A 15,849-nucleotide genomic window follows, 5' to 3' on the forward strand; every position below is an offset into this window, starting at 1 on the left:
CGGTCCCGCGACGGCCGGGACCCCGGCGACGACGATCGGGGCCTGCGGGTGCTGCCCGATCCCGCCGCGTTCGCGGCGCGGCTCGCCGCCGAGACCGAACCGGCCCGCACTGCCTCGCTGCTGCTGCCGGTGCTCGCCGGCGCGGCGGTCGCCGTGGCCACCGGCGTCTACGCCAAACTGCACCAGCCCACCGGCATCGCCGTCAACGTCGCCGGCTTCACCGGGCCGATGCAGGTCAAGGTGTGGCTGGGCAGCGGCGCGATGGCGCTCGCCGTGGTGCAGGTGCTGTCGGCGCTGGCGATGTGGGGGCGGCTCGGCGGCTTCCGCCCGTCCTGGGCGGGCGTCGCCCACCGTTGGTCCGGCCGGGTGGCGTTCCTGCTCGCCGTGCCCGTGGCCGTGCACTGCCTGTACGCCCTCGGCTTCGCCTCCTACGACCTGCGCACCCTGGCGCACTCCCTGTTCGGCTGCTTCTTCTTCGGCATGTTCACCACGAAGATGCTGGCCCTGCCGAAGCCGGGACTGGCCGGCTGGGTCCTGCCCGTCACCGGCGGGGCGGTCTTCGTCGCCCTCACGGCGATCTGGCTGACCTCGTCGCTGTGGTACTTCACCACCTTCGGGATCACCCGGTGACGCCGCCCGCCGGCACCGACAGAGGGTCGTTCGTCGGCACCGCCAGCAGACCGCCGGTCGGCACCGAACGCAGCGAGGAGAGCAGCGCGATGACCGACGAGTACCGGCCGTGCCCGTCCCGCCGGGCCGTCCTGTGCGCCACCGGCGCGGCGGGCGTCACCGCCCTGCTGACCGGCTGCCAGACCTACGGGGAGCCCGTCGCCGCCCCGGTGGCGGCCGACCCGCCCGGCGGCGACGCGCCGGCCAGCGGGGACCCGGTGGCCGAGCCCGCCGGCAGCGGCGACCCGGCCGACGCCGACGCCGATCCCCCCGCCGGTGGGCAGGCGGCGGCGCTGGCCGCCGTGGCCGACCTGCCCGTCGGCGGCGGTCGGATCCTCGCCGACCGGGGCGTGGTGCTGACCCGGCCGACGCAGGAGACCGTCAAGGCGTACTCCGCCACCTGCACCCACGCCGGCTGCACCGTCACCCGCGTCGCCGACGGCACCATCGTCTGCGGCTGCCACAACAGCAGATTCGACATCGCCGACGGGTCGGTGCGCGGCGGGCCGGCCGGCTCGCCGCTGCCGCCGGTCGCGGTGTCGGTCCGCGACGGCCAGGTCCTGCTCGCCTGACGGCGCCTCACGACGCCACTGCCGGCCCGACGGGTCGCACCCCCGGCACGACGAAGGCCCGCCCCGAACTTCCGGGGCGGGCCTTCGCGTCGTCAGCCTCGTCAGGTCATGTCGTCGTAGCGCCGGTCGATCGGCGCCGGCGCGGCCACCGGCTCCGGAGCCCCGATCGGGTCCGAGGCCTCGATTCGCTGGCTGGGCGGCACCCGGTCGTCATTGAGCTCCAACGGCGACACCTCGTCGTCGGCGATCCCCGCGTAGATCTCCTTGCCCCGCCCGCGCCGCTTGTCGTTGAGGAACGCGACACCCACGGCGACGAAGTAGAGCAGACACAGCGCCGCCGCCAGCAGGGTCATGCCGAACGGCCCCGGGTCGGGCGTGGCGATCGCGGCGAAGGCGAACGAAATGAAGATCACCGCACGCCACCAGCTGAGCAGCCGCTTCGCGCTGGCCACCCCGGTGAAGTTGAGCATCAGCAGGATCAGCGGGAACTCGAACGCCACCCCGAACAGCAGGATCATGTTGGTGACGAAGGAGATGTACCGGGTGACCTCAAGTTGGGTGGACAGGCCCGTGACGCCCGACTCCATCAGGAACGCCAGGCCCTTGTCCACCACCAGGAACGCCAGCAGCGCGCCGCCCGCGAACAGCGGCGCGGCGATGGAGACGAACACGTACGCCCACTTGCGCTCGTGCCGGTGCAGGCCGGGGGCGATGAACGCCCACAGTTGGTAGAGCCAGACGGGCGCGCCGATGATCAGGCCGATCCACAGCGCCAGCTTCAGCTTGAGGATGAAGCCGTCCGCCGGGGAGAGCTGAAGGAACTGCTGACACTCGCCGAGCGCGTCGGTGGCATCGGGCAGCCGGCAGTAGGGCTGCTTCAACAGCTGGAACGCCGGATCGGCCAGCAGGAAACCGCCGATCAGGCCGACCACGATCGCCAGCGACGCCCGGAACAACCGGGAGCGCAGCTCACGGATGTGGTCCATGAGCGTCATGGAACCGTCGGCGGCCTGCTCGAACTTGCTCGGTCCGCGTTTACGAAGGGCGAAGGCCACGGTGGTCGGGCCCCTCGGTCAGTGGTCGCGGACGCGCTGCACCGGGTCGATGACCGGCTGCTGCGGAGCCTGCGGCGGGGCGTACGGCTGCTGCTGCGTAAACGGCTGCGGCTGCGCGTACGACTGCTGGGGCTGCGCGGCGTTCGGCGGCAGCGGCTGGTAGCCGGCCTGGGCGTCGGCCTTCTCGGCCAGATCGCGGTCGTCGTCGTGCAGGCTCTTCGTCTCGGCCTTGATGATCCGCAGCGAACGGCCCAGCGAGCGGGCCGCGTCGGGAAGCCGCTTCGCGCCGAAGAGCAGGATCATCACGACCACGAGTACGGCGATGTGCCACGGCTTGAGGGCACCCATGGGAAGCTCCAGTCGCTCTGTGTCGTCGTGGGGGTGTTACCGGAGCCCATCGTACGTCCGTTGAGGGCCGTTGCCACCCGCCGGACGCTGGTGGTTTCGACCGGCTGGTGAAGTGTTGACCAACTCCGCGCGTCCCGTCAACCACCCGGACCCGGATCCCACCTGCGGATACCCGCCCCCGCGCCGGCCGCCGGGCGCACGCGCAGCGGCCCGGGTCGATCTAGTGGCCGCGCTTCGCCTTGATCACGGCCAGGCGGCGCTGGGTGAGCTCCACCTGCCCCTGCATCGCCTCCGCGCGCTCCTGCAGCGCCTCGGCCGACACCCGCAGCGCCTCCGCCTCCGCCTGGCGGCCCTGCAACGCCATCGCCGCCCGCCGCAGCCGGGGCAGCCGGACCAGCACCGGCCGCACGGCCAGCGCCAGCACCACGAACGCGAACAGCACCACCGCGACCACGATCCACTTCACCACGGCGGCCAGCCTACCGGGGCGACGCGGACCCCGCCGGGTCACCCGACGGCGCGCCGTCCGGGCTGGCGTACGCCTCCAGCGCCGCGACCGCCTGCGCCCGGACCTGATCGGCCAGCTCCGCCGGGGCGACCACGGCCACCCCGGGGCCCAGGCCCAGCACGAACCGGCGGGCCCAGCCCAGGTCGGTCACCCGCAGCGACACCAGCCACTGGTCGCCGTCGCCGCGCTCGACCCGCTCGCACGGATAGTATTCCGTGATCCACCGCTCGCCCCGACCGATCCGCAACGTGATCAACGGCAGGTCCGGCGACGGGCGGAACACCCCCTCGGTGAGGTCGTGCGGCCGGGCCTGCGGCGGCACCACCGCCGGCTCGTCCAGCTCGACGACCGCGTCGATCCGGTCGGCCCGGAACAGCCGGACCTCCTCCGCGCGGCGACACCACGCCTCCACGTACGCCCGGCCGCCCACCATCAGCATCCGCAGCGGGTCGATGACCCGCTCGGTCGTCTCGTCCCGGGCCGGCGTGTAGTAGGTGATCCGCAGCGCCCGGCCCCGCCCCACGGCGGCCCGCAGCTGCTCCACCCGCCGGCTGTCCGCCTGCAGGCGCACCTCCACCGGGGCGCCGACCAGGTCACCCGCCGCATTCTCGATCTTCGCGAGGGCCCGCTCCACCGCCTCCCGGTTGGCCACCCCCGGCGTCTCGGCGAGCATCCGCAACGCCACCACCAGCGCCAGCGCCTCGTCGGGGGTCAACCGCAGCGGCCGGTCGATCCCCGCGTCGTAGGTGATGGTCACCCGGTCACCGTCGAACGCCATGTCGATCAGGTCACCCGGGCCGTAACCGGGCAGCCCGCACACCCACAGCAGCTCCAGGTCCTCCCGCAGCTGCCGCTCGGTCACCCCCAGGTCACCGGCCGCCTCGGCGATCTCGATCCCCGGCCGGGCTAGCAGATAGGGCACCAGGTTGAGCAGCCGGGCCAGCCGGTCGGCCGACGCCCGGTTGCCGCCGGCACGCGGGCCGGTCGGGCGGGCGGCCGGACGGGTCGCCGGGCGGGTCATCGGGCACCTCCGGTCACGGTCAGCTCGTCGTGCCGGGCGGCGATCTCCTTGAGCCGCTGGATCACCGCCTCGCGCACCTCCGGCGGGTCGAGCACCCGCACGTCCGGGCCGTACCCCACCAACTTGGCGGCCAGGGACTCCGCGTCCGCGTACGGCAGGACCAGCCGGTCCCCCGCGGGCCCGGAACCGCTGTCGACCGCCCAGCGACGCAGCCCCGCCGCGCGGCCCGGACGGACCAGGACCGTCGCCCGGCCCGTGCGCTCCACCGGCCCCGACCAGCGCGCCACGTGGCTGATCAGATCCAGCCCCGGCGGCGGCTCGAAGCCGCCCGGGGCGCCGGCCACCCGGACCGCGCCCACCACCCGCGACAGCCGGAAACAGCGGGTCGCCGCCCGGTCCAGGTCGTGCCCCACCACATACCACCGGCCCCGCCAGCAGACCACGCCCCACGGCTGCACGCGGCGGCGGGTCGGGTCGTCACGGTCGGGCGCCCGGTAGTCGAAGCTCACCTCGCGGCGGTCCCGCGCGGCGGCCGTCAACGGCGCGAACGCCGGATCGACCGTCACCATCGGCTCCAGGCCCAGGGTCGCCTGCGGGTCCACATCCACCCCGGCGGCGCGCAGCTTCGCCAGCCCCGACGACGCGGCGGCCGCCAGCCCCGCGTGCTGCCACAACCGGGCGGCGATGCCGACCGCCGCGGCCTCGTCCGGCTCCAGCGGGATGTCCGGCAGCGCGTACTCCCGGTGGGCGATGCGGTAACCCGGCTCCGAGTCGAAGACGCTCGCCGTGCCCGTCTCCAGCGGCACCCCCAGCTCACGCAGCTCGGCCTTGTCCCGCTCGAACTTGCGCTGGAACGCTTCGTGATCCTTCGCGTCGTCCGGATCGTGCTCGTAACCGGGCACGGTCGCGGCGATCTGCGCGGCGGTCAGGAACCGTCGCGTCGACAACAGGCAGATCACCAGGTTGACCAGGCGTTCGGTGCGGGTCCGCGACACGTGTGCACGCTAGCAGCCCGCGCCGCGCGGGCGTGCACCCAATCCGGGCGCGTCGCGGCAACGCCATAACACTCACGCTGGGTGACCGCAACGGCACCGCTGCGGGCCCCGCCGGGCGGCCATAGGGTGGCCCCATGCCCGAAGCGGACGTCAAGACCGAGAGCGTGGGCACCGTCGTCGTGGCCGGCGCGGCCAACCTCGCCATCGCCGTGGCCAAGCTCGTCGCCGGGCTGATCTCCGGCTCCGCGGCGATGCTCTCCGAGGCCGCGCACTCCGTCGCCGACACCACCACCGAGGCGCTGCTCTACCTCGCGCTGCGCCGCGGCGCACGGCCCGCCGACGTCCGCCACCCCTTCGGGTACGGCAAGGAGAGCTACGTCTGGGCGTTCCTCGCCGCGCTGTTCACCTTCGTCGCCGGGGCCGGCTTCGCCATCACCCACGGCGTCACCACCATCCTCGTGCACAAACACAGCGGCAACTACCTCGTCGCGTACGTCGTGCTGGCCGTGTCCTTCGCCGTCGAGTCGGTCTCCCTGGCCCGGGCGACCCGGCAGATCCGCGCCGAGTCACGCCGCTGGAACACCACGCCGCGGCGCTTCCTGCGACTCACCGCCGACACCACCGTCAAGGCCGTCTTCCTGGAGGACAGCGCCGCCCTGATCGGCCTGCTGCTCGCCGCCGTCGGCCTCGGCCTGTCCCACCTCACCGGCGACGAACTCTACGACGGCCTCGCCTCCATCGCCATCGGCCTGCTGCTGCTCGTCGTCGCGATCACCCTCGCCAAGGCCAACATCTCGCTGCTCGTCGGGCGCTCCGTGCCCGAGCGGCTGCGCCACGAGATCGCGGCGGAACTCGACGGGCTGCCCGCCGTCGAACGCATCGACACGCTGCTCACCATGCAGCTCGGCCCCGAGGACATGCTGGTCGCCGCCAAGGTCGACTTCCGCGACGACGCCACCGGCGCCGACATCGAGGCCGCCGCCGACGAGGCCGAGCGCCGCCTCACCGCCCGCTACCCCGAGATCGGGTACGTCTTCCTCGACCCCACCCCGTCGCGCCCCGAGACCCGCAACCGGCGCACCCGGCACATCCAGGACGAGCCGCCACGCTGACCCCGCCGCCGTGCCCCGCGCCCGGCAACCGCTAGCGTGCACCGCATGGTGCGATGGCGGGCGGGAACCGTGACGGCGCTGCGGCGGGAGTGGACCGGCGCGATCGAACTGGACGTCACACTCGCCGACGGCACCACCATGCGGGCCCTGGCCTACCCGCACCTCGTCGGCCGCCCCGCGCCCGGCGACCGGGTGCTCCTCAACGCCGGGGCGCTGCTCATGGGCCTCGGCACCGGCGGGTACGCGCTCGTCGTGGCCCTGCCCGACCGGCTGCCGCCCGACCCGCCGCAGGCCGGCGACACCCGCGACGCCGGGCACCTCGTCAAGGCCCGCTACACGCCCCTGCAACCCATCCTGCTCGGCGTCGACGAGGAGGCCAGCCCCCACCGCGAGGTGCTCGCCACCGCCGAGGACGTCGCCGGCCTGCCCGTCGTCACCGCCGACCTGCACTCCGCCCTGCCCGCCATCCTCGCCGGCATCCACGCCGACGCCCCCGACGCCTGCGTCGCCTACCTGCTCACCGACGGCGGCGCGCTGCCCGCCTGGTTCTCCCGCGCCCTCGACGGGCTACGCGGCCGGCTCGCCGGCACCGTCAGCGTCGGGCAGGCGTTCGGCGGCGACCTGGAGGCCACCACCGTGCACAGCGGCCTGCTCGCCGCCCGGCACGTGCTCGCCGCCGACGTGGTCATCTGCGCCCAGGGCCCCGGCAACCTCGGCACCGGCACCCGCTGGGGCTACTCCGGCGTGGCCGTCGGCGAGGCCGTCAACGCCGTCGCCGCCCTCGGCGGGAAACCCGTCGGCTCCCTGCGCATCTCGGACGCCGACCCCCGCCCCCGGCACCGTGGCGTGTCCCACCACAGCCTCACCGCGTACGGCCGGGTCGCGCTCGCCCCCGCCGACCTCGTCGTGCCCGACGACCTGCCCGCCGCCCTGGCCGACGACATCGACGCCGCGCTCGCCCCCCTCGCCGGGCGGCACCGCATCGTCCGGGTCCCCACCGACGGGCTCGACGCCGCGCTGCGCGCCAGCCCCGTGCCCCTGTCCACCATGGGCCGCAGCCTCGACGCCGACCACGCCTACTTCCTCGCCGCCGCAGCCGCCGGCCGGCACGCCGCCGCCCTCGCCCGCTGATTCGCCGTCTTCCCGGCTACGGCCGGGCGGCGCGGCGGCCGGGCAGCGCGGCGGCCGGGCGCGGCTACGGCCGGGCTGTGCGGCTGTGCCCAGGCGGCGCGGGAGACCTCAGGCCAGGAAGATCAACGCCAGCCAGCCGCCGACGATCACCACCAACGCCGCGGCCAACACCCACGTCGGCACCGTGTACTCGCCGCGCCGGTTCCGCTCCACCTCCGCGCGGATCTTCTCCCGGCGGCGGTCGATCCAGTTCAACTTCTCGGCGCCGCGCTCGCGCCCCGGAGGTTCAGACATCATGGCAGCGCCAGCCTACCCGGACGGCCCCCTCCCGCCGCGACCAGCGCCGCACGAGGGGGCCCACCGGATCACATGCTCGCGATCAACCGCTCCACCCGCTCGTCGTACGCCCGGAACGGGTCCTTGCACAGCACGGTGCGCTGCGCCTGGTCGTTGAGCTTCAGGTGCACCCAGTCGACCGTGAAGTCACGCCGCTTCTCCTGCGCGTGCCGGATGAACTCCCCCCGCAGCCGCGCCCGCGTCGTCTGCGGCGGCGTCTCCTTCGCCTCGAAGATCTCCGGATCCGTCGCCACCCGGTCCACCTCCCCGCGCCGCTCCAACAGCCCGTACAGGCCCCGCCCACGCCGCAGGTCGTGATACGCCAGGTCCATCTGCGCCACCCGGGGATGCGACAACGGCAGGTCGTGCTTGCGCTGGTACCGCTCGATCAGCCGCAGCTTCGACACCCAGTCGATCTCCCGCGACACCGGCTCCAGGTCACCGGTCTCCACCGCCCGCAGCACCCGGCCCCACAGCTCCACCACCCGCTTGGCCGTCTGGTCCCCGCCCCGGCGCTCCACGAACTCCGTCGCCTTCGCCAGGTATTCCTGCTGGATCTCCAGCGCGCTGACCTCCTTGCCGGAGGCAAGCCGCACCTTCCGCCGGCCGGTGATGTCGTGCGACACCTCGCGGATCGCCCGGATCGGGTTCTCCAGCGACAGGTCCCGCATCACCACCCCCGCCTCGATCATCCGCAGCACGATGTCCGCGGAACCGACCTTCAGCAGCGTGGTGACCTCGTTCATGTTCGAGTCACCCACGATGACGTGCAGCCGCCGGTACCGCTCCGCGTCCGCGTGCGGCTCGTCGCGGGTGTTGATGATCGGCCGGCTCCGGGTCGTCGCCGACGACACCCCCTCCCAGATGTGCTCCGCCCGCTGCGACAGGCAGTAGACCGCACCCCGGGGCGTCTGCAACACCTTGCCCGCCCCACAGATCAACTGCCGCGTCACCAGGAACGGAATCAGCACGTCCGCCAGCCGGCCGAACTCGCCGTGCCGGGAGACCAGGTAGTTCTCGTGACAGCCGTACGAGTTCCCCGCCGAGTCGGTGTTGTTCTTGAACAGGTAGATCTCACCCGCGATGCCCTCGTCGTGCAGCCGCTTCTCCGCGTCGATGAGCAGCCCCTCCAGGATCCGCTCCCCCGCCCGGTCGTGGGCCACCAGGTCCACCACCGAGTCGCACTCCGGCGTCGCATATTCCGGGTGGGAACCCACGTCCAGATAGAGCCGGGCGCCGTTGCGCAGGAACACGTTGCTCGACCGGCCCCACGACACCACCCGGCGGAACAGGTACCGCGCGACCTCGTCGGGGGACAGCCGCCGCTGCCCACGGTAGGTGCAGGTGACGCCGTACTCGGTCTCAAGGCCGAAGATTCGCCGCTCCATGAGTTGACATTAGTCCTCTCCGGCCCCGAATGGGCAGGGCTGACCACCCGGACACACGCGACCGGCCACCCATCTGGGTGGCCGGCCAGGTGATCACTGTTGCCGAACGGTCACGCCCCGGGCGTGTCGGACCCGCGCTACCCCTCCAGGTCCGCCGAACCCGCCGACGTCGTCGGCTTCCCCGCCTCCTGCGTCGGCGTCGCCGGGGTCTCCGGACGCTCCTCGGTCGCCGGCTCCTTCGACTCCTCCGCCTCGGCGTCCAGCAGCGCGGTCAGGGCCGCACCGGTGATCCGCCGGAACGTCCGGCCCTTACGGTGCCGGTCCAGGACCGCCACCTCCAACTGGTGGGCCGCGATCGTCCGCGCCGCCCCGCCCTCACCGCCGACGCTGCCCAACGCCGCCACGGCCACCCGGACCGCCTCACCGAGCGACATGTCCGGCCGGTGCTGCGACTTGAGCACACCGGAGATCGCCTCGGCCTGCCCACCCATCGCCATCCGGCCCGGCTCGTCGTTGACCGAACCGTCGTACGTCAACCGGTAGAGCGCGTCGGCCTCCGGCGTCGCACCCACCTCCGCCACGCAGATCTCCACCTCGAACGGCTTCGACTGCTCGGTGAAGATGGCGCCGAGGGTCTGCGCGTACGCGTTGGCCAACGCCAGACCCGTCACGTCCCGCCGGTCGTAGCTCAGGCCGTTGAGGTCGGCCATCCGGACCCCGGCGCGACGCAGATTCTCGAACTCGTTGTACCGGCCCACGGCGGCGAAGCCGATCCGGTCGTAGATCTCACTGACCTTGTGCAGGGTGCTGGAGAGGTTCTCCGCGACGAAGAGCACCCCGCCGGAGTAGCTCAGGACCACCGCGCTGCGGCCCCGGGCGATGCCCTTGCGGGCCAGCTCGGAGCGGTCGCGCATGATCTGCTCGGGCGAGGCGTAGAACTGCATGGCCACGGCGGCGGTTCTCCTTTGGGCGCTGTGCTGACGACGACTGCTGACTAAGGCGGAGGCGGGGCTCAGCCGCCCGGGTTCTCCATCCGGCCGGCCACCACGGCCTCGGCGATCGCGGCCGTCTCGGCGTCGGTGAGCCGGTGGGTGCCCTCCGCCGTCGCCGTCATCACCACCGGGTAGATCCGGCGGGTCAGGTCCGGGCCACCGGTGGCCGTGTCGTCGTCGGCCGCGTCGTAGAGCGCCTCCACCGCGAGCCGCACCGCGTCGTCGACCGACAGGCCAGCCCGGAACCGCTTCTTCAACGCCGACCGCGCGAAGATCGAACCGGAGCCGATCGCGTCGTAACCGGTCTCCTCGTAGGGGCCGCCGGTGACGTCGAAGCTGAAGATCCGCCCCGCCCGCGCCGGGTCGGCGGCGGCCAGGTCGAACCCGGCGAACAGCGGGATCACCGCGAGGCCCTGCATGGCCGCGCCCAGGTTGCCCCGGATCATCGACGCCAGCCGGTTGGCCTTGCCGTCGAGCGAGAGCATCGCGCCCTCGATCTTCTCGTAGTGCTCCAGCTCCACCTGGAACAGTCGCATCAGCTCGATGCCGATGCCCGCGGTGCCCGCGATGCCGACCAGCGAGTACGCGTCGGCCGGGTGCACCTTCTCGATGTCCCGCTGGGCGATCAGGTTGCCCATGGTGGCCCGTCGGTCGCCCGCCATCACCACGCCACCGGCGGCCGAGATGGCCACGATGGTGGTCGCGTGCGGCGCCAGGTCGGCGGCCATGCCGGGCGGCAACGGCCGACGGCCGGGCAGCATCTCGGGGGCCACCCTGCTCAGGAAAGACGTGAAGGACGACGTCCCCGCGTTGGTGAACACATCTGGTAGACGCCCGGATGGATCAAAACCCGCTGCCACGTGGTTCCCTTCAGGTACGTGATCGCCCTGGCCAGCCTCGTAGGACTGTCACGGAACTGGCCAAGACCACCGTTGCAATTGAAGCAGAGTATCCCGCGCACCCAGCCGGTGCGATGATCGTGGTCCAGATGTTGCGGGTCCGCGCCACCACAGATCGCGCAGACCCCGCCCTGCTCGGCGAGGAGCTCGTCGAACTCCTTCTGCCCCACCCCGTAGCGGCGACGGAGGTGGTATTCGCGGGTGCCACCGTAGAGCCGCTGCACCGCTTCCCTGCCACGGGCGTTGTGGCACGGTTTGCAGTACGTGTGCCGCCCGCCGGCCTTCCTGGTGCGCGGAAAGTCCTCAAGCGGCTTGATGTCTCCGCAGTCGGGACACCATTTCAGCCCGACGGGGACCGGAACCGGAGCCCTCTTCGGCGCGCTGATCCCGCGCTTGCGGCGGCTCGCCTCCGAGCGGGCCGCCGCGCAGCTCTTGCAGTAAAAAGCCAGCCCGTCCGCGCGCCGCCGGTTGCGGTGGAACTCGGTCGTGGGCAGCAGGCGCTCACACTGGGGACACCTCTTGTCCGATGCGCTGGGCAAATCGGACATATAGCATCATTCACCCCCCTTTTGGACATATCCCCTCACGAACTCCTCTGCGTTCTCCTCCAGGACGGAGTCGATCTCGTCGAGCAGGTCGTCGACGTCCTCGGTGATCTCGGCGTGCCGCTCGGCGACCTCCGGGTTCGCCTCGGTGGTGACGTCCTCGATCTCCTCGCCCTGCCGGGCCTTGCCCGACTGCGACTGCCCGCCGCTGTCACGAGTGGCCATTGCTGCCTCCTCCACGATCGTCTCCGATGAACTTACCTCGCGGAGGCGACGAAAAGCCCGCCGCGCGCCGGCTTGGCGCGGGGCGGGCTTTCGGGCTCACGGCAGGGTCAGCCGCCGGTCAGCGTCTCCAGCAGGTCCTTCGCGCTGACGCACCGGTCGAACAGGGCGCCGACGTGCTTGCGGGTGCCCCGCTCCGGCTCCATCATCGGCACCCGCACCAGCGACTCCCGGCCCACGTCGAAGATCACCGAGTCCCAGCTCGCGGCGACCACCTCGGAGGCGTACTGGGCCAGGCAGCGGCCCCGGAAGTAGGCCCGGGTGTCCTCCGGCGGCTCGGTCATCGCCGTGCGGGTCTGCTCGTCGGTCAGCAGCGTCTTCATCGACCCGCGCTGCACGAGCCGGTGGTAGAGGCCCTTCTCCGGCCGCACGTCGGAGTACTGGAGGTCGACCAGTTGGAGCTTGTGCGAGCCCCAGCCGAGTTTCTCCCGCTCCCGGTAGCCCTCCAGCAGCCGCAGCTTCGCCACCCAGTCCAGCTCGTCGGCGCACTCGAACGCGTCGCGGCCAAGCCGGTCGAGCACGCTCTCCCAGCGGTCGAGCACGTCGGCGGTCTGCTCGTCGACGTCGGTGCCGTACCGGTCGTCCACGAAGGAGCTGACCCGCTCGAAGTAGGCCCACTGCACGTCCAGGGCGGTCAGCCGACGCCCGTCGCGCAGCCGCATCAGGTGCTTGAGCGACGGGTCGTGGCTGACGGCGCGCAGCTCGCTCACCGGGTCGGCGATGCCCAGGTCCGGCCCGAGGGCCTTCTGCTCGATCATGGTGAGGATCAGGGCGGTGGTGCCGACCTTGAGGTACGTGGAGATCTCCGACAGGTTGGCGTCGCCGATGATGACGTGCAGCCGGCGGTACTTGTCGGCGTCGGCGTGCGGCTCGTCGCGGGTGTTGATGATGGGCCGCTTGAGCGTCGTCTCCAGGCCGACCTCGACCTCGAAGAAGTCGGCGCGCTGGGAGATCTGGAAGCCGCTGGCGCCGCCGTCCTGGCCGATGCCGACGCGGCCGGCGCCGCAGACGATCTGCCGGGTGACGAAGAACGGCGTCAGGTAGGCGACGATGTCGGCGAACGGCGTCTGCCGGCGCATCAGGTAGTTCTCGTGGGCGCCGTAGCTGGCGCCCTTGTTGTCGGTGTTGTTCTTGTAGAGGTGGATGGGCTGGGTGCCCGGGATGGTGGCGGCCCGGCGGGCGGCCTCGGCCATCACCCGTTCGCCGGCCTTGTCCCACCGGACCACGTCGAGGGGGTTGGTGACCTCGGGGGTGGAGTATTCGGGGTGGGCGTGGTCGACGTAGAGGCGGGCGCCGTTGGTGAGTATGACGTTGGCCAGCCCGAGATCCTCGTCGGCGAGGGCCTCGGCGGGGTCGTACGCGGCGCCGGAGTAGGTGAAGCCGCGGGCGTCGCGCAGCGGCGACTCCTCTTCGTAGTCCCAGCGGGCCCGGCCGCCCCGGTTGAGTTCGGGGCGTGCCCCGTAGGCGTTGACCACCTGGGAGGAGGTGACCATCGGGTTGGCCCCCGCCTGGCCGGGCACGGAGATGCCGTACTCGACCTCGGTGCCCATGATCCGTCTTACGCTCATCAACCTACCCGCTTCGCTCGCCGACCCGGTCCCCCGTCACGTCGAGCGTAGTCCGCGTCGCGCGGTGCGGGGGCGCGGCGGGCGGCCACGTCGGGGCGGGTGTCGTGTCGGTGCGGGGACGCGACGGGGCCCGCGACGTCGCTGTCGCGGGCCCCGGTCGTGTTGTCGGGGGTGGTTACAGGTATTGGCCGGTGTTGCTGGCGGTCTCGATCGACCGGCCGGCCTCGGTGCCCTTGCCGCCGGAGACGAGCGTGCGGATGTAGACGATCCGTTCGCCCTTCTTGCCGGAGATGCGGGCCCAGTCGTCGGGGTTGGTGGTGTTGGGGAGGTCCTCGTTCTCGCGGAACTCGTCGACGCAGGCGTCGAGGAGGTGCTGCAGGCGCAGGCCCTTGCGTCCGGAGGTGAGGAACTCCTTGATCGCCATCTTCTTGCCCCGGTCGACGATGTTCTGGATCATCGCGCCGGAGTTGAAGTCCTTGAAGTAGAGGACTTCCTTGTCGCCGTTGGCGTAGGTGACCTCGAGGAAGCGGTTCTCCTCGGTTTCGGAGTACATCCGCAGCACGACCGCGTCGATCATGGCGGCGACGGTGGCCTGGGCGTCGCCTCCGTGTTCGGCCAGGTCGTCCGGGTGCAGCGGCAGCCCGGAGAGGATGTACTTGGAGAAGATGTCCTTGGCCGCCTCGGCGTCCGGCCGCTCGATCTTGATCTTCACGTCGAGCCGACCGGGGCGCAGGATGGCCGGGTCGATCATGTCCTCCCGGTTGGAGGCGCCGATGACGATGACGTTCTCCAGCCCCTCCACGCCGTCGATCTCGCTGAGCAGCTGGGGGACGATCGTGTTCTCCACGTCGGAGGAGACGCCGGAGCCGCGGGTGCGGAAGATGGAATCCATCTCGTCGAAGAACACGATCACCGGCGTGCCCTCGCCGGCCTTCTCCCGGGCCCGCTGGAAGATCAACCGGATGTGCCGCTCGGTCTCGCCGACGTACTTGTTGAGCAGCTCGGGGCCCTTGATGTTGAGGAAGAAGCTGGTGTGCCTCTCCTTGCCCAGCCGCTCGGCGATCTTCTTGGCCAGCGAGTTCGCCACCGCCTTGGCGATGAGCGTCTTGCCGCAGCCGGGCGGGCCGTAGAGCAGGATGCCCTTGGGCGGGCGGAGCTGGTGCTCACGGAACAGGTCCGCGTGCAGGAAGGGCAGCTCCACCGCGTCGCGGATCTGCTCGATCTGCGACTGGAGGCCACCGATGTCGGTGTAGTCGACGTCGGGCACCTCCTCCAGGACCAGCTCCTCGACCTCGCTCTTCGGGATCCGCTCGTACGCGTACGCCGAGCGGGGCTCGATCATGAGCGAGTCGCCGGCCCGGATCGGCGAGCCGATCAGGGTCTCGGCGAGGTGCACGATGCGCTCCTCGTCGGAGTGCGAGACCACCAGCGCCCGGTCGCCCGGAGCGCCCTCGGGACCCGCGAGGATCTCCTTGAGCATCACCACCTCGCCGACCCGCTCGAAACCGAACGCGTCGACGATGTTGAGCGCGTCGTTGAGCAGGACCTCCTGGCCACGTCGCAGCTCCGCGACGTCCAGCGAGGGTGAGACGGCCACCCGGAGCTTGCGCCCACCGGTGAACACGTCCACCGTGCCGTCCTCGTGCGCTGCCAGGAAGACACCGTAGCCACTCGGCGGTTGCGCGAGGCGGTCGATCTCCTCCTTGAGCGTCACGATCTGCGCTCGGGCCTCCTTGAGAGTGCTCACGAGCCGTTCGTTGTTCTCGGTCAGCCGCGCCAACTGTGCCTGGGTGGCCGCCAGCCGCTCTTCGAGCTGCCGGACGTGTCGGGGGCTTTCGGTCAACTTGCGCCGCACCAGAGCGAGTTCCTCTTGAAGGAACGCGACCTGCGTGGAGAGATCGTGGGCCTCCTTCTCCCACCGTGCGGCGCGCGAGTCCGCGTCGTCGCTGCGTGCCACGTCCCACCTCCCCGGGGGGCTTGAACGTTCTGCCCTAACACTAGCCGCTATGAGGCCGATTCGGTCCCACGCAACGCCCTCGTCACTGAACCTTGATCGCCAAGGGTGGCCACGGGGGCAGGTCGGGGCGTTCGGGTACCGTCGTGTCGTGGGACGGGAGAACATGGGGGTACGCCGGTGAGCGAGGTCGCGACCGACCAGTTGCAGGTCTGGGTGGACCAGGATCTGTGCACGGGCGACGGCCTGTGCGTGCAGTACGCGCCGGAGGTCTTCGAGTTCGACGTCGACGGGCTGGCCTACGTCAAGGGTGCCGACGGCGAGTTGCAGCTCGCCCCGGGCAGCCGGGTGGGGGTGCCCGAGCACCTGCGACTTGAGGTGATCGACTCGGCGAAGGAGTGCCCGGGCGAGTGCATCCACGTGGTGCGGGGCGACGGCGTCGAGGTCGCCGGCCCGGACGCCGCGGACGACTGA

General features: G+C 71.9%; 18 protein-coding genes. 5 read left to right on the top strand and 13 right to left on the bottom strand.

Annotated features, from left to right (window positions below; all coding sequences use genetic code 11):
- Positions 1 to 117: 117 nt before the first annotated feature.
- Together GA0070558_RS16340 and GA0070558_RS16345 are read left to right on the top strand one after the other, a co-directional pair.
- The gene (locus tag GA0070558_RS16340) at positions 118 to 630 is read left to right on the top strand and encodes a DUF6529 family protein (protein WP_256091978.1); all 513 of its coding nucleotides are present in this window, start codon (positions 118 to 120) and stop codon (positions 628 to 630) included.
- Positions 627 to 1,241 carry a Rieske (2Fe-2S) protein gene (locus GA0070558_RS16345; protein WP_256091975.1) on the top strand — a complete coding sequence of 205 codons (615 nt, stop codon included), beginning with the start codon at positions 627 to 629 and terminating at the stop codon, positions 1,239 to 1,241. Before GA0070558_RS16340 ends, GA0070558_RS16345 begins: the two co-directional genes overlap by 4 nt.
- Positions 1,242 to 1,342: 101 nt before the next feature.
- Here GA0070558_RS16345 and tatC read toward each other — a convergent pair whose 3' ends face one another.
- The 5 genes from tatC to GA0070558_RS16370 form a co-directional block, all read right to left on the bottom strand.
- Complete coding sequence (tatC, locus tag GA0070558_RS16350) at positions 1,343 to 2,296, bottom strand: twin-arginine translocase subunit TatC (protein ID WP_091280668.1); 954 nt, start codon at positions 2,294 to 2,296, stop codon at positions 1,343 to 1,345.
- 18 nt (positions 2,297 to 2,314) lie between these two features.
- Positions 2,315 to 2,644, bottom strand: a complete 330-nt coding sequence (gene tatA / locus GA0070558_RS16355; protein WP_091280671.1) for a Sec-independent protein translocase subunit TatA — start codon at positions 2,642 to 2,644, stop codon at positions 2,315 to 2,317.
- 220 nt (positions 2,645 to 2,864) lie between these two features.
- The gene (locus GA0070558_RS16360) at positions 2,865 to 3,113 is read right to left on the bottom strand and encodes a hypothetical protein (RefSeq protein WP_077940027.1); all 249 of its coding nucleotides are present in this window, start codon (positions 3,111 to 3,113) and stop codon (positions 2,865 to 2,867) included.
- Positions 3,114 to 3,123: 10 nt separating this feature from the next.
- Complete coding sequence (locus GA0070558_RS16365) at positions 3,124 to 4,173, bottom strand: helix-turn-helix transcriptional regulator (RefSeq protein WP_091280675.1); 1,050 nt, start codon at positions 4,171 to 4,173, stop codon at positions 3,124 to 3,126.
- A complete protein-coding gene (locus GA0070558_RS16370) occupies positions 4,170 to 5,168 on the bottom strand; it encodes a helix-turn-helix transcriptional regulator (protein ID WP_043968830.1) in 999 nt (332 codons plus the stop codon). The genes GA0070558_RS16365 and GA0070558_RS16370 overlap by 4 nt, the downstream gene beginning before the upstream one ends.
- A 134-nt stretch (positions 5,169 to 5,302) precedes the next feature.
- Here GA0070558_RS16370 and GA0070558_RS16375 point away from each other — a divergent pair, with 134 nt between their 5' ends.
- Positions 5,303 to 6,280: a cation diffusion facilitator family transporter gene (locus GA0070558_RS16375; RefSeq protein WP_091280679.1), complete on the top strand. Its 978-nt coding sequence runs from the start codon at positions 5,303 to 5,305 to the stop codon at positions 6,278 to 6,280.
- Positions 6,281 to 6,325: 45 nt separating this feature from the next.
- Complete coding sequence (locus tag GA0070558_RS16380) at positions 6,326 to 7,411, top strand: DUF3866 family protein (protein ID WP_091280683.1); 1,086 nt, start codon at positions 6,326 to 6,328, stop codon at positions 7,409 to 7,411.
- 108 nt (positions 7,412 to 7,519) lie between these two features.
- Here the strand turns inward: GA0070558_RS16380 and GA0070558_RS16385 are convergent, their stop codons facing one another.
- From GA0070558_RS16385 to arc, 8 genes are all read right to left on the bottom strand, one after another.
- Positions 7,520 to 7,708, bottom strand: coding sequence for a hypothetical protein (locus GA0070558_RS16385; RefSeq protein ID WP_077939991.1), 189 nt, complete (start codon positions 7,706 to 7,708; stop codon positions 7,520 to 7,522).
- Positions 7,709 to 7,776: 68 nt separating this feature from the next.
- On the bottom strand, positions 7,777 to 9,135 hold the full coding sequence (gene pafA, locus GA0070558_RS16390) for a Pup--protein ligase (RefSeq protein ID WP_043968825.1): 1,359 nt from the start codon (positions 9,133 to 9,135) through the stop codon (positions 7,777 to 7,779).
- Positions 9,136 to 9,272: 137 nt separating this feature from the next.
- Entirely contained in the window at positions 9,273 to 10,085 is an 813-nt protein-coding gene (prcA, locus tag GA0070558_RS16395) for a proteasome subunit alpha (RefSeq protein WP_091280687.1), read from the bottom strand.
- A gap of 62 nt (positions 10,086 to 10,147) precedes the next feature.
- On the bottom strand, positions 10,148 to 10,987 hold the full coding sequence (prcB, locus tag GA0070558_RS16400; RefSeq protein ID WP_176734232.1) for a proteasome subunit beta: 840 nt from the start codon (positions 10,985 to 10,987) through the stop codon (positions 10,148 to 10,150).
- Positions 10,906 to 11,574: an endonuclease VII domain-containing protein gene (locus GA0070558_RS16405; RefSeq protein ID WP_091280691.1), complete on the bottom strand. Its 669-nt coding sequence runs from the start codon at positions 11,572 to 11,574 to the stop codon at positions 10,906 to 10,908. Before GA0070558_RS16405 ends, prcB begins: the two co-directional genes overlap by 82 nt.
- Before the next feature lie 6 nt (positions 11,575 to 11,580).
- Positions 11,581 to 11,796, bottom strand: coding sequence for a ubiquitin-like protein Pup (locus tag GA0070558_RS16410; RefSeq protein ID WP_036375672.1), 216 nt, complete (start codon positions 11,794 to 11,796; stop codon positions 11,581 to 11,583).
- A 107-nt stretch (positions 11,797 to 11,903) separates the two neighbouring features.
- Entirely contained in the window at positions 11,904 to 13,421 is a 1,518-nt protein-coding gene (gene dop, locus GA0070558_RS16415; RefSeq protein WP_077939988.1) for a depupylase/deamidase Dop, read from the bottom strand.
- A 175-nt stretch (positions 13,422 to 13,596) separates the two neighbouring features.
- Positions 13,597 to 15,378 (bottom strand): proteasome ATPase, encoded by a 1,782-nt coding sequence (gene arc / locus GA0070558_RS16420; RefSeq protein ID WP_043968817.1) that lies wholly within the window; start codon positions 15,376 to 15,378, stop codon positions 13,597 to 13,599.
- 177 nt (positions 15,379 to 15,555) lie between these two features.
- On the opposite strand from arc, the gene GA0070558_RS16425 reads away from it, so the two are divergent.
- Positions 15,556 to 15,849 carry a ferredoxin gene (locus GA0070558_RS16425; protein WP_091280694.1) on the top strand — a complete coding sequence of 98 codons (294 nt, stop codon included), beginning with the start codon at positions 15,556 to 15,558 and terminating at the stop codon, positions 15,847 to 15,849.

Source organism: Micromonospora haikouensis (assembly GCF_900091595.1).
Lineage (GTDB): Bacteria > Actinomycetota > Actinomycetes > Mycobacteriales > Micromonosporaceae > Micromonospora > Micromonospora haikouensis.

Bases quoted from the DNA above. Each gene is read 5' to 3' on its own strand.
- GA0070558_RS16375 (WP_091280679.1), top strand. From the start codon at position 5,303: ATGCCCGAAGCGGACGTCAAGACCGAGAGCGTGGGCACCGTCGTCGTG.
- GA0070558_RS16410 (WP_036375672.1), bottom strand. From the start codon at position 11,796: ATGGCCACTCGTGACAGCGGCGGGCAGTCGCAGTCGGGCAAGGCCCGG.
- dop (WP_077939988.1), bottom strand. From the start codon at position 13,421: ATGAGCGTAAGACGGATCATGGGCACCGAGGTCGAGTACGGCATCTCC.
- GA0070558_RS16385 (WP_077939991.1), bottom strand. From the start codon at position 7,708: ATGATGTCTGAACCTCCGGGGCGCGAGCGCGGCGCCGAGAAGTTGAAC.
- pafA (WP_043968825.1), bottom strand. From the start codon at position 9,135: ATGGAGCGGCGAATCTTCGGCCTTGAGACCGAGTACGGCGTCACCTGC.
- GA0070558_RS16365 (WP_091280675.1), bottom strand. From the start codon at position 4,173: ATGACCCGCCCGGCGACCCGTCCGGCCGCCCGCCCGACCGGCCCGCGT.
- GA0070558_RS16380 (WP_091280683.1), top strand. From the start codon at position 6,326: ATGGTGCGATGGCGGGCGGGAACCGTGACGGCGCTGCGGCGGGAGTGG.
- tatA (WP_091280671.1), bottom strand. From the start codon at position 2,644: ATGGGTGCCCTCAAGCCGTGGCACATCGCCGTACTCGTGGTCGTGATG.
- GA0070558_RS16405 (WP_091280691.1), bottom strand. From the start codon at position 11,574: ATGTCCGATTTGCCCAGCGCATCGGACAAGAGGTGTCCCCAGTGTGAG.